Source organism: Desulfogranum japonicum DSM 18378 (assembly GCF_000429945.1).
Taxonomy (GTDB): Bacteria; Desulfobacterota; Desulfobulbia; order Desulfobulbales; family Desulfobulbaceae; genus Desulfogranum; species Desulfogranum japonicum.
Genome location: NZ_AUCV01000001.1, coordinates 73,794 through 88,086 on the forward strand (window position 1 = coordinate 73,794; position 14,293 = coordinate 88,086).

The 14,293-nt window shown below is 46.8% G+C and carries 9 protein-coding genes; 5 read left to right on the forward strand and 4 right to left on the reverse strand.

The features are described from left to right. Window positions 1-181: 181 nt before the first annotated feature. Window positions 182-691: a prepilin-type N-terminal cleavage/methylation domain-containing protein gene (locus G493_RS34580; protein ID WP_269746297.1), complete on the forward strand. Its 510-nt coding sequence runs from the start codon at window positions 182-184 to the stop codon at window positions 689-691. Next, a complete protein-coding gene (locus G493_RS31630) occupies window positions 675-2,804 on the forward strand; it encodes an HD domain-containing phosphohydrolase (RefSeq protein WP_028578763.1) in 2,130 nt (709 codons plus the stop codon). The genes G493_RS34580 and G493_RS31630 overlap by 17 nt, the downstream gene beginning before the upstream one ends. On the opposite strand, the gene G493_RS0100345 is transcribed toward G493_RS31630, so the two are convergent. From G493_RS0100345 to G493_RS0100360, 4 genes are all read right to left on the reverse strand, one after another. Continuing rightward, window positions 2,792-3,445, reverse strand: coding sequence for a 3'-5' exonuclease (locus G493_RS0100345; protein ID WP_051308898.1), 654 nt, complete (start codon window positions 3,443-3,445; stop codon window positions 2,792-2,794). The two genes, G493_RS31630 and G493_RS0100345, sit on opposite strands and share 13 nt — an antisense overlap. Before the next feature lie 14 nt (window positions 3,446-3,459). Further along, window positions 3,460-4,611 (reverse strand): MFS transporter, encoded by a 1,152-nt coding sequence (locus G493_RS0100350; protein WP_028578765.1) that lies wholly within the window; start codon window positions 4,609-4,611, stop codon window positions 3,460-3,462. 154 nt (window positions 4,612-4,765) lie between these two features. After that, window positions 4,766-6,478, reverse strand: a complete 1,713-nt coding sequence (locus G493_RS0100355) for a sensor domain-containing diguanylate cyclase (RefSeq protein ID WP_153306398.1) — start codon at window positions 6,476-6,478, stop codon at window positions 4,766-4,768. A 413-nt stretch (window positions 6,479-6,891) separates the two neighbouring features. Beyond that, the gene (locus tag G493_RS0100360; protein WP_028578767.1) at window positions 6,892-9,303 is read right to left on the reverse strand and encodes an ATP-binding protein; all 2,412 of its coding nucleotides are present in this window, start codon (window positions 9,301-9,303) and stop codon (window positions 6,892-6,894) included. A 301-nt stretch (window positions 9,304-9,604) separates the two neighbouring features. On the opposite strand from G493_RS0100360, the gene G493_RS0100370 reads away from it, so the two are divergent. From G493_RS0100370 to G493_RS0100380, 3 genes are read left to right on the forward strand one after another with little or no spacing between them, the layout of a single operon-like run. Continuing rightward, window positions 9,605-11,386: an FAD-dependent oxidoreductase gene (locus G493_RS0100370; protein WP_028578768.1), complete on the forward strand. Its 1,782-nt coding sequence runs from the start codon at window positions 9,605-9,607 to the stop codon at window positions 11,384-11,386. Then, the gene (locus tag G493_RS27125; RefSeq protein WP_035272790.1) at window positions 11,383-13,239 is read left to right on the forward strand and encodes a 2-oxoacid:acceptor oxidoreductase subunit alpha; all 1,857 of its coding nucleotides are present in this window, start codon (window positions 11,383-11,385) and stop codon (window positions 13,237-13,239) included. Before G493_RS0100370 ends, G493_RS27125 begins: the two co-directional genes overlap by 4 nt. Further along, window positions 13,236-14,288: a 2-oxoacid:ferredoxin oxidoreductase subunit beta gene (locus G493_RS0100380; protein ID WP_028578769.1), complete on the forward strand. Its 1,053-nt coding sequence runs from the start codon at window positions 13,236-13,238 to the stop codon at window positions 14,286-14,288. Before G493_RS27125 ends, G493_RS0100380 begins: the two co-directional genes overlap by 4 nt. Window positions 14,289-14,293: the final 5 nt, after the last annotated feature.

Sequence of the window (14,293 nt, forward strand, 5' to 3'; positions counted from 1 at the left end):
GAAGGAGAAAGAATATATATCATCAAAAGAGAGTCTTTTATCATGGCGGTTTTTTTCCAATACTCCATAGTGCAAATTCTTGCATTTTCTCTGGTGTTATTTATGTGTTTTATATGGAGTAACTATAAGTTTTACCAGAAGAAGTTGCTGTTGTTTGTTGTTGGAGGTTTATTCAGTCTTTGTGGTTCGAGTCATTTATACTGTGAAATTGCGTAGTCATACTTGGTCAAATTTTTCTTTGCAACAGGTCGGTTTTACCCTCCTTGAGCTTATGGTAGTAATTGCCCTGATCGCCACCCTTGCTGCCATAGCCTATCCCAGGTATGCAAGTTATCTCCAGTCCAAGGATAAAGACGCTGCCATCAGGCAGATGCGCGAAATCGAAGTTAAGGTTACCGCCTACTATGCTCTTTACGGAATATACCCTGCCACACTGCAGCAGGCAGGATATGATGTCGGCCAACCCATAGATCCATGGGGCAATCAGTACGTGTATTATCCCATGGATAATGTTCCGGCTGGCGTTAATATCCGCAAGGATAAATCTTTGCACCCGGTGAATACGGATTTTGATCTCTATTCCATGGGCGTGGATGGACAAAGTAAGGCTCCGTTTACCGCTGCAGCCAGCCGTGATGATATAGTTCGCTGTAATAACGGAGGATATTACGGGTATGCTGAGGACTATTAACAGCAGACTCAATTTTGACTGGACCTTTTCTTTTTTGCGCTCCCGTATAGCCAGGCGTTTTCTCTTTTTATTTCTGACATGTGCTTTTGTCCCTACTGTTTTCCTTTTTGTTTATTCCCTTCATGCAGTGGAAAAAGAGATAGAAGAGCAGCGCTACATCCAACTTGAGCGGGACAGCAAAGCCTATGGGATGGCATTGCTGGATCGTCTTAAGCACATCTGTGACCTCCTGTTGCTCACTTCTGACACCATATTTGACCATGGACAGCTACGGGATCAGAAAAGCAAAGCCTTTTACACCCAGCTTGAAGATACTTTTGTCGGCATTTCGATGGTAAGCCTTTCAGGTACAGGTACCTTGCTGATGGGAGAGTTGAATCTTGCCCCGATTCGTAGCGAGGTGCAGCATTATTTATCCGGGGAGTTCCTGAAACCCATGCTGTATGCCTTTTCCCATGGAGACGAAGGCTTTTCTGTGTATGTCTTGTATCCCGGTACCATGCAAAATGGAGTAAAGATGGTACTGATTGCCCAGGCCAGGCATGATGTCTTATGGGGAACCGGTAATTTTTCTGTCCTCCCGGCCCAGACCGAGTTGGCCGTTTATGAGGGGAAAAGACAAATAGTTGCAACCCCGGAATTGGCCGGGCAAGAGGATGTTCGCGCATCCTTTGGGGAACTCGCTTCCCTGGAGAGGCGATTACTGTTTACATTACAGGAAGAAGAATATGTCGCTGCCTGTTGGCCGTTGTTCCTGACTTCACATTTCGAGGCGTCAACCTGGACAATTCTTCTTGCCCAGAAACGGGACTATGCCCTTAAAACCATAATTGAATTCAAGCGGGTTTTTCCCCTGATTATCCTTTGTATGGTGTGGGTTGTTCTGTTTTTTTCACTTAATTCCATTCGACGAACGTTGGAACCTCTGGCAGAGCTTCGGGCCGGAACCCTGCGGATCATGTCGGGAAACCTTGCATCTCCGGTCCGTATCAGCAGCAACGATGAATTCGGGGAACTTGGCAGGTCGTTTAATAAAATGAGTAAACAGCTCCATCGTCAGATGAATACACTGACGGTGATTGACCGCATTGACAGAGCCATCCTCAGTTCCTTGGATGTTCATGAAATTATTACAAGGGCCCTGATTATGATGCGGAAACATTTCGGCTGTACGCGTTCGTATTTCAGCCGCCTGGCCGATACCAATCAGGTGCAGGTTTTTGCCCTGGAGCATCTGGACCAAAAGTATCCCAAGGTATTCAACTGGCCGATGCGCAATCCTGCGTTTCGAACCTTGATGGAGAAAGGGAGCGGAAAAGATAAGCTGAGTCCGGGGTGTTGTCCTTCCTTTCTTCTAGATAGAGGTGTGGAAGTAAACGACAGACTTTATAGTTTTCCAATACGGAATCAAGGCCAGATTGTCGGAGTTATTATTTTAGAAATACCTTTTGAACAGCAGGATGAGGTTGACGATGTGTTGTCTCAGATTCGACAGGTTGCAGATCAGCTGGGCATAGCCCTTGGCAATGCTCGGTTGGTTCACAACCTGGAACGTCTGAGTATCGGAACGGTAGAGGCACTGGCCAGGACTGTTGATGCAAAGTCCGAGTGGACAGCAGGGCATTCTGAGCGCGTGGCAAAGCTTGCTGTGCAACTGGCAGCAATCATGGGATGTACCCCGTCGGAACAGGAGCTTCTTTATCGTGGAGGCTTACTGCACGATATCGGAAAAATCGGCATTCCTCTGTTGATCTTGGATAAGCCGGGGAAATTAGATAAAGACGAATATGAGACTATTAAAAAACATCCTGTTATGGGAGGGAAAATTCTGGAACCCATTGATGCCTATCAGGATATTCTAAAAATAGTTGTTCAGCATCATGAGCGTTATGATGGCAAGGGATACCCTTTTGGCTTGAAGGGTGACGCCATTGATCCTTTGGCGCGAATCTTATCTGTGGCTGATGTTTATGATGCACTTATAACCAGCCGGCCGTATCGCGATGGCTGGCCTGAGGAAGAGGTTACGGCTTTCATGCAAGCGAATTCTGGTGTTATGTTTCAGCCGGACGTGGTTGATGCCCTGATGGTAGCTGTAACTCATGAATCATAGTGGGCGGTTGATTGCTGCTTTTTACGTATATCTGTGAGCTTCATATAGAGAAGTCTGCTGATCCAGGCATCTGTTGCTGCATAGCGGATCTGTTTTTCAGTCAGGTGAGGGTCAGACCAGTTCGTGGTGCGCACTGTTTTAGAGATACGCACTCCCAGAAGAACAGCTGCCAGGCCGCGCAGACCATGGTGGCGCATGCTCAGTTTTTTGCTGATATCGGCAAGATCAATGAACCCCTGAGGTCGAAAGTTGGCAACCTGCTGCAATTGTTCAGCGTCAAATTTTACGGCTACGCCTACTTTTTTCATCTGGCGGTCGCTTAGCAGTGCTGCCAGAGATCCTGGAATTCCAAGTTGCTGCAATTTAAACAGAAAAACTTCGTGTTCCGTTGCAAGCTGCATGAGCGAAGGTGGATAAGATTGTCCTTTGCGAAAGGCCGGTCTGGTTTCAGTATCAAAGCCAAGAACATCTGTTGTGCGCAGTGATTCCAGTGCCTGGCACAGTTCCGATTCTGTGCTGATAACATGCACAGGTCCTTCCCATCTGGTCAGAGGAAGGTCGTTTATCTCGTCTTTCAGAAGTCTTACTCCTAACTGCCCTTTGGGGGTCCTGCGTATCTGGTGAATCTGAAGATCCTGCATAACTACTTTTTTTTCTACTCATGAGGCTGTCGGATAGTGAAATCCGGTATTTTTTGTACAGCCACGAGTGAAAACATACTCATGACCGCTCCTGCCAGGAATGGTATACGATAATCAATCATCCAGATTATTCCACCCAAAGCAGGGATAACAACTGCTGCAATATGGTTAATGGTGAATCCCACAGCCATTGATGGGGCGATATCTCTGGGATCACCTATTTTTTGGAAGTAGGTCCGGATGGCCATGGAAAAATTGAACAGGATGTGATCAATGATATACATACAGGTGACAAACAGCTTCGAGTCGCTATAGCCGTAGGCACAAAAAACAATAATCAATCCGGCATATTCCAGGGACAGCACTTTTCTTTCCCCATACTTCAGAATAGTACGTCCGATTAAGGGATTAAGAAAATAATTGACCACATTGTTGAACATGAACAATATGGTGACTTCCTGTACCGTAAAAGAGAATTTCTTTACCAATAAAAAGATAGAAAAGGCAACAAAGATTTGTCGGCGTGCACCTGCCATAAAGGTCAAAAAGTAGTACAGAGAGTACTTTCGGCGCAGAACCATTCTTTTTCTCTGTGGAGGCAGTCTTTTGTCGGTAGGATCCCGAAAAAGTGCCCAGAAGCCTGCCAAGGCAACGCAACCACCCAGGAAGAGATAGACTGTTTTGTATTCTGTGAACTGATCCAGACACAAAACCAGACCACTGGTGATAATCGCTGCAGCAGCAGCCAGGCTGCGCAGGCGCCCGAAAACCACGGGTGATACGTGCCGGTCAAAATACTGTAAGATAAGAGATTGATTCATGGTTTCGTAATAATGGAAACCAAAGCTCATCAACAAGGTGGTGCAGATAAGACCAGTGTAACTTGGGAGCAGGCCGGTCGCAGCAGTACCGCAACCCAATGCTATGATAGAGATTGCTGCGATCTTATGTTCCTTGAAAAGCAGCATGATATAAATGGCCAGCAAAGCGAGAAAACCAGGGATTTCACGAATAGACTGGATAATGCCAACCTGTTGACCGTTAAGTCCGGCAATTTCAACGGCAAAATTGTTAAAAAGAATCATCCATGTCTGCAGGCCTACTACCGAAGCGATTGTCAGAACGGTAAGAAAGCGCATCATGGCGCGTTGTTCGGGGGTATTCATGGGTATACATCACAGAAGAGGAAAATCAGAAGAACTATACTCGTTGCATACTACTCAATTTGTACAAGAATGGCGAGGGAAGGGTGAGGTATCCTTGGTGGCTGTATATGTCCTGGGATGAATTGATTACGTAATATCAGCGTTGGCAGAGTACTCATCTGGAACAAACTACGTTTCTCCCTGCTTTTTTTGCATCATATAGGGCCTGATCACAACGGTTGATAAAGTCTCCTGACTGATCAGTTAGTTGGTATTGGGTGACACCGAAGCTGCAGGTGATTTGTTTTTGAATTGAGAAGGTGTAATCACTGATTTTCCTGCGCAGTTTTTCTGCTATTTGTCTGGCCTGGTCCTGGTCGGTTTCAGAAAGAAGCAGAGCAAATTTTACTCTCCCCCAACGAACCACCAGGTCAGACTTCCTGGTATTACAGGCAACGAGCCGAGCCAACGGCCTGAGTACTTGATCTCCTTTAAGGGGGGCCAGGATGTCGTCTCCCTGTTTAACATTGTCTATATCAAAGAGAATTAAAGAAAGATTCGATCCATATCTCTTTGTCCTGTAAAATTCTTTAGTTAACTGCTGATTAAAATGCCGCCGGTTGGCAATTCCGGTGAGGCGGTCTGTGGTTGCCTGTTTCTGCAGATTTTTGTTAACCTGTCTTAATTTATCGTTTTGCCTGGCTTGAATTTCCTTGTAGCCTTCAATCAATCCGCTGATTGTCTTGGTCAACATGAAGGCAACGCCTGTCACGAGTAAAAAAAACACGCAGAACAGGAATGAAAAGAGCAATGTTTTTTTCTTTATTTCTTGAATGAATAGTTCTTTTTTTGCTGTGAGCAGTTCCTCCATGTCATCCAGGTATACCCCTCTGGCCACTATCCAGTTCCATTTGGGGTACAGCTTGAAGTAACTGAGTTTTTTCTGGGGGGTGGTTTGCCCTTTTTGAGGATACCAGTAGGATATCAGGGCATCGCCCTGTTTACGGATATCTTGGAGAAACGCCTTGCGAAACGGTCTGCCGTGGATGTCTGTGTATTCATCCAAAAGGTGTTGGTTTTCCGACTCAGGACGGGCTGGATGAACCAGTATCTTTGCAAATGTATCGCCACCATGAATATCATTTACCTGATATACAAAGAAATAATCTGTGGACTCTTTGTGTGCTCCCTGTTTGAGATCGCCTATGACTTGGTGTTGTGCCTGATCAACAAGTTCGTCCAGATAGATACCCGAGCCTATGACCCAGTTCAGTTTTGGAAGTTTGGTGAGATAGGAGATTTTAGGGCCCACTTTCCGGGTTGCAGGATCCAGCCAGTCATAGCGGACAAATCTACTATCCTTTTTTTCAGCAAATTGTAGAATCGGATGCGGTGCGCTTTGTACTTCAGGGAAGGCCTGGGAAATGTACAGTCCTTCTTTCTCTGGAGCAGGAGGATAAAGGACGAGTCGTTCATCTGCGTCGTAAATAAAGTAATATCCACGTCCGTTGTTGAATCTGATGGGGCGCAAGGTATCCAGAATAATCTTTTTGATTCTTTGTTTATTATATCTGACTGCATTTGCCCTGAGCAGGTTGTTGGCAATAGCTTTTGCTTCCAATATCCTGGTTTGTAAAACATGGCGCTGGTTTTGTTCTATCTGCTGTCGGTGTGTGTCTATATATTGGACCTGAAGATCTACAAGGCTGCGTAAGAGCAGTGTCTGCTGGCTGATATATTGAGCCTGAAAACTGTCCAGTTCTTCCTGTATGTCTCCATATTTATCAAAACTGTACAGAGCCAGGAATGATAAGCTCAATAACCCTACTATTGCTATAAGACAGATAAATACCGCTATTTTCAGATTGCTCTCGTTGAAGAGTTGCATGAAGGCGATACGCTCCCTTATAAAATGTATAAATCCCTGGGGTAACTGCTTACAGACTTCTGAGCTTTCCACTATCAGCCTGGCTTACGTATGACCTGGGAGTCTGCCGGAGAAAGCTCTTTTTCCCCTCTTTGTGTTATTTTTAGAAAATTAATACTCGCAATATCAACTATATGGCTGTGCTTGATTTCTAAAAAATGCCTTACTCTGAGAAAAAATAGCACTTCTCCGACAGACTCCTGGTCCTAATACGCTGCGCCAGCCTGCGAGCTCAAAACTAGGCATCCTGTAACCAGATACGAATACGGGAAAGATGGCAGGCCTGGTTCCTTTTCCTATGAGTATTTATTCTCCAAGTACTGTTTTTAGTAGTTGGCTTGAACACCTTTTCGCCGGGTTCTCCATGTATGATACTATGATGCCGGTCTTTCTAATTCCTGCCGAATGGCATACCCGAGTTCCTGGATAATATACGGCTTTTTTATATAGCCGCCGGCACCGAGCCGTAATACTTCCTTTATGCGGCTGATTTCTGAGTAACCGCTTGTAATTAATGCTTTTTGTTTTGGTTTGTAAGTACGGACTTCTTTGAATGTATCCAGGCCATCCATACCAGAACCCAGAATCATGTCCAGAAGCAACAGATCGAAATTACCTTGTTGAATCAGTTCGATGCCTTCCTCTCCACTGGCTGCGGCAGTAACCTGGTATCCTAATTTTTCAAGTATGGCTGTTGTCAGTTTCCTCTGTTCAGCTATATCATCAATAACCAGTATTTTTTCGTTTTTTCCCTGTATGGATTCAGGTGGTTTGGTACACATTTCGGTCTTGAGCACGACGTTCGAGAGAGCTGGAAAAAAGATTGTGAATTCTGTCCCCTGATTAACGGTACTCTCGCAGGATATGTGCCCATTATGATCTTTGACAGCCTCCTGGACAATGACCATTCCAAGGCCTGTGCCACTCTTACCCATTTGTTTGCTGGTAAAAAAAGGCTGAAATATCTTGGCCAGATCCTTTTGAGGAATCCCCTCTCCCTGGTCACTGATCTGCAAGATGACATAATTCCCTTCTCCAACTGTTTCATACAGGGTGGTTATGCTTGTATCAATGTAGCAGTTATCGGTGCTGATTTTCACTCTGCCGCCATGGGGCATTGCTTCAACAGCATTGGAAACCAGGTTCATAATTGCCTTGTTTAAATACAAAGCGGAGCCTAGCATAGGGTACAGATCATCGGCCAGTTCCGTTACCACCACGGTTTGCTTGTGATTTCCCATGAGGGCAAGGAATTCAGGACTTTCCAGGTATTGTTCGATCACGGCGTTGAGATGAAGCTCGTTTTTTTCCATTGCCACCTTGCGGGTCAGGATTAATAAATCCTGTACTATTGCAGAGGCTTTGCGGCCTGATTCCTGTATGATTTTGAGAGGCTTGTGTAAAGGACTGTCCTTTTCTGTCTTCATCAGAAGAAGGTCAGGATAACTCACTACGCCTGATAAAATATTGTTCAAATCATGGGCAACTCCTCCGGCCACGGTTCCGATCATTTTCAGGCGTTTAGCTTTATCCAGATCGCGTTGTAACTGCTGGTGATGTCTGAGTTCACGTTCCATGGCCAGATTGCATTGATCGAAGGCTGTTTTATTCTTTCTGCTTTCTTTCACTTCCTTTTTTAAAAGTGCCAGAGTGTCATGTGTTGTACGGTGCATGGCATTCACTTCCTGATACAACTGTGAAATTTCATCTCCGTGATCAGGTTGGGCGAGAGCAGATGTCAAGGGCTCGCATTGCATTTGGCTGGATATGGTCGATGCAAGTTGTTGCAGGCGGGATGTAATGCGGGAATGGACAAGCAGGGTGGTGAGAATTCCGCAACCTGTAAGAAAGAGCAGGCCCACAAGAACGGTACGTAACCAGGTGCCATGAAGGATCATGGGTATCTCTTCCCAAGACTGTACTATGCAGAAGTATGCGTTATGTCCTAATTTACGGTAATTGATAAGAGCGGTTGATTGCTCCACTCTATGGATGAAGGAACCATGGCTGGTGCCGGAGAGATTTTTTTGCAAGGCTTGTCTGAATGCAGCCTGGGTGTGTTTTGGTTCATATGCAGAAGGAACAGGTATCTCACCATGATCCTTGCACAATATCAAAGAAAAACTCCCCAGAGGGGAAAGAGTTTCTGCAAGCATTGTTCTCATATGTCCCAGAGGGATAATGGCGGAAATTGCTCCTATAATCTGATGTTTTTCGAATATGGGGGTTGCCAGGGCAACAGCGGGTTCACCAAGAACAAGGTCTGTGATAAGATGAAAGGTATGAGCTTGCCGCTGGATGGTCTGGTTTAAAAACTGTCGTTCTTCTGGCTGGATATGGCGAAGAGGATTCTGTTCTGAGGCAGATCGGATTTTTCCTTCAACATCCGTAATAAACAGTACTTCTGTCCAGGGCGCTTCCTGTAGTAGAGCAAAAAGTTTATCTCCTGCCTGCTGCCTGACAGCGCTGTTGTTTTGCCAGGGAAAAATGAGTGCGTCGAGGAATACCTGCTGGCCACCCCAGGAAGCGATATCTGCGTGCCTGGCCATGAACCAGGTTTCAAGCAAGTTTACGCTAAAGCTTCCCTCACGATTTGCGGTTTGAAGGAACTCTTGGCGAATGATTTTTCCGGTACTGATTTGCGACGTCAGGAAAATGGCACCCATACTTGAGAGGAGAAGAAGAAGTACTGGTATGAGAATCGCTTTCTTGAGGCCGGAAATCATCATGGTTGTGTGTAGTGTTGTACGTTTTGGCAGGATGGGCAACCAAGGGAAAGACTGCATCGCGGGCAGTTTTTCATTTTGGTGCGGCGTATTGTAAGCCTGTACAGGATTTCCATTGTAGTATCAACGTCTTCATGGCACAAGGTAGTCGTTGAATTGTCTCATAAATGGAGCAACAATGCAAACACCAAAAAAACAGGAGTGGCTTATTAATCAACGCCTTGCTCCTGTTTTTATGCCATGGTACTCTGAAAAAGGATAAACCGATCAGGTTTTTCTTATTGAAAAATGGCTGATTAAGATTAATGGTAAAGGTTCTCAGACTTTTTTCTCAACTGAAAATTTTGCAGGAGTGTCCTTTTTGAAGCCTACAGATATTAGTAATCCTGAGTATTTTCATAAGGTTATTGATTGTCAGTTTGCCTGTCCCGCTCATACCCCCGTTCCTGAGTATATTCGTCTTATCAGTGAAAAACGGTATGACGAAGCATATATGATTAATTGGGTATCCAATGTGTTCCCAGGAATTTTAGGAAGGGTATGTGATCGTCCCTGTGAACCGGCCTGCAGGAGGGGGCGTGTAGAAAAAGACCCTGTGGCAATCTGTCGATTGAAACGTGTGGCTGCAGATAATTGTTCCCCTGATTTTACCATACCAGCCGCTTATGTTCCCAATACGAAAAATGGTAAAAAAATAGCTTTGATAGGTGGAGGTCCTGCCTCACTTACGGTTGCCAGAGATCTCATCCCACTGGGGTATGAAGTGGACCTGTACGATGATCAGGCAAAGGGGGGAGGGTTTATGCGGAGCCAGGTGCCGTCCTTTCGATTGCCTGAAAAAGTACTTGATAAGGAAGTCGAGCTGATCTTGAACATGGGGGTGAACACTGTATTTAATACCTATGTTTCTTCCATGAAAACGATTCTGGAAAAGAAATACGACGCTGTATTTGTAGGGACAGGAGCGCCGAGGGGGAGAGATCTTCCAGATCTTCCGGGAAGGAAAGAAGGGGATGCCGGAGTACACCTGGGGATTGATTGGCTGGCTTCCGTGGTTTTCGGGCATGTGAAATCCGTTGGAAAAAGAATACTCGTCATAGGCGGAGGCAACACGGCAATGGATTGCTGCCGGACCGCCAGGCGTTTGGGAGGGGAGGATGTTCGCATCCTTGTCCGCAGCCCCAGGGAGGAAATGAAGGCGTCACCTTGGGAAATTGAAGATGCCCTGCATGAGGACATCCCGCTCTATGATAATCATGTGCCCAAGGAATTTGTGGTTGAGCAGGGTAAGCTGGTGGGCATGCGTTTTGAGAAGGTTACCGCAGAGTATGACGACCAGGGCAAACGAAAACTGGTTTCCACCGGAGAACCCCTGGTATTTATGGCGTGCGATGAGGTGCTGCTGGCTGTGGGGCAATTGAATGCCTTCCCCTGGATAGAAAAAGACCTTGGGATTGAGTTTGATAGCTGGGGGCTGCCAATTCTTGGTAAAGGGACGTTTCAGTCAACCCTGGAACATGTCTTTTTTGGCGGAGATGCGGCATTTGGACCGAAGAATATTATTACCGCCGTTGCCCATGGGCACGAGGCAGCCATTTCCATAGATCTTTTTTTGCGTGGGTTGCCTCTGAATCAAAGGCCTACACCCAGTGTGACCATGGCCGGGCAGAAAATGGGGATTCATGATTGGCTTTATGATAATCAGATCAGTGAAGAGCAACGTCAGGTGGTGCCCACTGTTGAAAAGGTTAAAAGCCTGAAAGATAGACTCATAGAAGTGGAGTTGGGATATGATCAAGAGCATGGCCATACAGAAGCCATGCGCTGCCTGAACTGCGATGTGCAGACGGTGTTTCATGTCGCCGAGTGTATTGAATGTGATGCCTGCGTAGACGCCTGTCCTGAACGGTGCATCAACTTTATTGAAAACGGTAGTGAGGAAGAGATTCGTACCCGGCTGCTGGCCCCAGCTCCTGAGCTTAACCAGGGGCTGTATGTTTCGGATGTTCTTCCCACCGGTAAGGTCATGGTCAAGGATGAAAATGTTTGCCTGCACTGCGGTATCTGTGCAGAACGATGCCCCACTTCAGCTTGGGAGATGCAGAAATTTTTCTATAGATCACCACAGGCAGGCCAGAAATGAAACGAATATCCAGTGTGAACGATTGTGTTATCCGCTTTGCCAATGTCAATGGCTCAGGCTCTGCCAGTGCCAATAACCTGTTTGCCAAGGCGGTTTTCAGAATGGGTGTACCCGTAAGCCCTAAAAATATTTTCCCCTCCAATATCCAGGGATTGCCCACATGGTACGAGGTCCGCGTTAATGATCAGGGCTATATCGGACGAAGAGGTGATGTGGACATGGTTGTGGCTATGAACGGCCAGACCATGCTCCGGGATTATATGGACCTGCTCTCCGGAGGATATTTTATCTATGATTCATCCCGACAGCTTGCCGATGATTTCAACAGGGAAGATGTAATTGAGATCGGTCTACCTTTAACCAGCATGTGCAATGGGGCATTTGAAAATCCCCGTATGCGCTCGCTGTTGAAAAATATTATTTATGTCGGGGCATTGGCTTTTCTGTTGGATATGGAGTTCTCTGTATTGACCGAATCGGTCGAGAAACAGTTTCGCAAAAAGACCAAGCTGATGGAGCCCAACCTGAAAGCCCTCCACATGGGATATGAATATGCCCGGGAACAGTACCCTGACGTGTGTCAGCTGAAGATTGAACGCCGGGATAAAGTGGGAGATGCCATTATGATGGATGGCAATACCGCTACGGGTCTTGGGGCGATTTATGGCGGGGCAACGGTGGTTGGCTGGTATCCGATTACACCCTCGACCTCTGTGATTGAGGCTTTTGGCAAATATGCAGATCAGTTACGGGTGGAAAAGGAGACTGGCAGGATTAAAGCTGCGATTGTCCAGGCTGAAGACGAGCTCGCTGCCCTTGGCATCGTCATCGGTGCCACCTGGAATGGTGCCAGAGCCTTTACGGCAACCAGTGGGCCGGGAGTTTCCCTGATGAATGAATTTCTTGGCCTTGCGTATTATGCAGAAATTCCTGTGGTACTTGTGGACGTCCAACGGGCAGGTCCGTCTACTGGATTACCCACCAGGACGCAGCAATCTGACGTACTGAGCTGTGCCTATGCCTCCCATGGCGACACGCAGCACGTTCTCCTGTTTCCGGCGAGTCCCTATGAATGTTTTGAGATGACAGCAGATGCTTTTGACCTGGCAGACCGGTTGCAAACACCGGTAATCGTGCTCAGTGACCTGGACCTGGGCATGAACGATCATCTGAGCCCGCCTCTTGTCTGGGATGATAGCCGAACCTATGATCGGGGGAAGGTGTTAAATGAAGAACAGTTGCTTGGTCTGCAGGAGCGCTGGGGAAGGTATCTGGATGTGGATGGCGACGGAATCTGTTATCGGACCTATCCGGGGACCAGTGATAAGGCCGGGGCGTATTTTACCCGCGGTTCAGCCCATGACGAATATTCCGTTTACAGTGAAGACGCCCAGACCTATGAAAAAAATATGCAGCGTCTGCAACGTAAGATGGAAACCGCAGTGTCCATGCTGCCTGCCCCGGAGATTTTCTGCGAAAACGAGGGAGGGCGAATCGGGGTGATCTATTTCGGAACCAGCAGCCACGCTGCGGAAGAATGTCTGGACAGGTTAAACAGGGAGGGCATTCCTGTAAACGGTCTGCGTGTGCGTGCTTTTCCTTTTCATCAACAGGTCAGCGACTTCATTGACAGGCATGATAAGGTTCTTGTTCTTGAACAGAACAGGGACGGTCAGTTACGCACACTGTTGATCAATGAGTGCGAAGTGGTCCCTCAGAAGTTGATTTCCGTAGTGCATTACGACGGATTGCCCCTGGCATCGAGAACCGTATACAGTATGCTTGCAGACGCTCTGCAGAAAGCAGGGCAACACGTTTCAGGTGATGACCGAAATCAAGGAGGTGCGGCATGACATTTTTTCGACCAGGTTTCAGGCATCCGGATCTTCCTCCTAATGAGGCTGGCTATGAGCTGCGCGACTATGAGGGCGGTATCTCAACATTATGTGCGGGGTGTGGGCATGATTCAGTGAATGCCGCAATTATCCGAGCCTGTTTTGAACTTGCCATTGAACCCCACAAGGTAGTGAAACTTTCAGGTATCGGGTGTTCCTCCAAAAGTCCTGCCTATTTTCTGGGGAAATCCCATGGGTTCAACTCTGTTCATGGCCGGATGCCTTCCATTGCCACTGGCGCTAATATGGCTAACAGGGATTTGATTTATCTTGGAGTCTCCGGAGATGGTGACACGGCTTCCATTGGCATGGGCCAGTTTGCCCATGCTGTCCGCCGGAACCTTAATATGGTTTATATTGTTATGAATAATGGCTGCTATGGGCTGACAAAAGGACAATATAGTGCCACCGCTGACAAAGGTTCCATTGGCAAAAAAGGTGAACCGAACCAGCTGGAGTCCATTGATTTGTGTGAAATAGCCATTCAACTGGGAGCCGGTTTTGTCGGTCGCAGTTTTTCCGGTGATAAACAACAGCTGGTGCCCATGCTTAAAGCGGCTCTGTCCTATGAAGGGATGTCGTTTGTGGATGTGATTTCGCCTTGCGTCACGTTTAACAACACTCCAGGGTCAACGAAAAGCTATCATTGGGTCCGCGAACACCGCGAGGCCACCAACACCTTTGATTTTGTTCCTTTCAGGCAGGAAATCACCACTGAATATGCGGAAGGTAAGACAGAGGCGGTTACCCTGCACGATGAATCTGTTATTTATCTCCACAAGGGTGATGGAAACCTGCAGATAACAGACAGGCGTCAGGCTATGGACGCCTTGGAGGAGCATAAAAGAAAAGGGCTCATCCTTACTGGAATTTTATACGTGGATCCCGAAGGTGAGGATACCCATGTTATCCTCCATACCACCAAAAGAGCTTTGAACGCTCTTGGTGAGAAAGATCTCTGTCCTGGCAATGATGCACTTGCTGATATTAATGATAGATTTCGCTGAAGTAT

Excerpts from the sequence above, each read along its gene's own strand:
- G493_RS0100360 (WP_028578767.1), bottom strand. The coding sequence starts at position 9,303 with ATGCAGTCTTTCCCTTGGTTGCCCATCCTGCCAAAACGTACAACACTA.
- G493_RS0100355 (WP_153306398.1), bottom strand. The coding sequence starts at position 6,478 with ATGCAACTCTTCAACGAGAGCAATCTGAAAATAGCGGTATTTATCTGT.
- G493_RS0100350 (WP_028578765.1), bottom strand. The coding sequence starts at position 4,611 with ATGAATACCCCCGAACAACGCGCCATGATGCGCTTTCTTACCGTTCTG.
- G493_RS0100345 (WP_051308898.1), bottom strand. The coding sequence starts at position 3,445 with ATGCAGGATCTTCAGATTCACCAGATACGCAGGACCCCCAAAGGGCAG.
- G493_RS27125 (WP_035272790.1), top strand. The coding sequence starts at position 11,383 with ATGAAACGAATATCCAGTGTGAACGATTGTGTTATCCGCTTTGCCAAT.
- G493_RS31630 (WP_028578763.1), top strand. The coding sequence starts at position 675 with ATGCTGAGGACTATTAACAGCAGACTCAATTTTGACTGGACCTTTTCT.
- G493_RS0100380 (WP_028578769.1), top strand. The coding sequence starts at position 13,236 with ATGACATTTTTTCGACCAGGTTTCAGGCATCCGGATCTTCCTCCTAAT.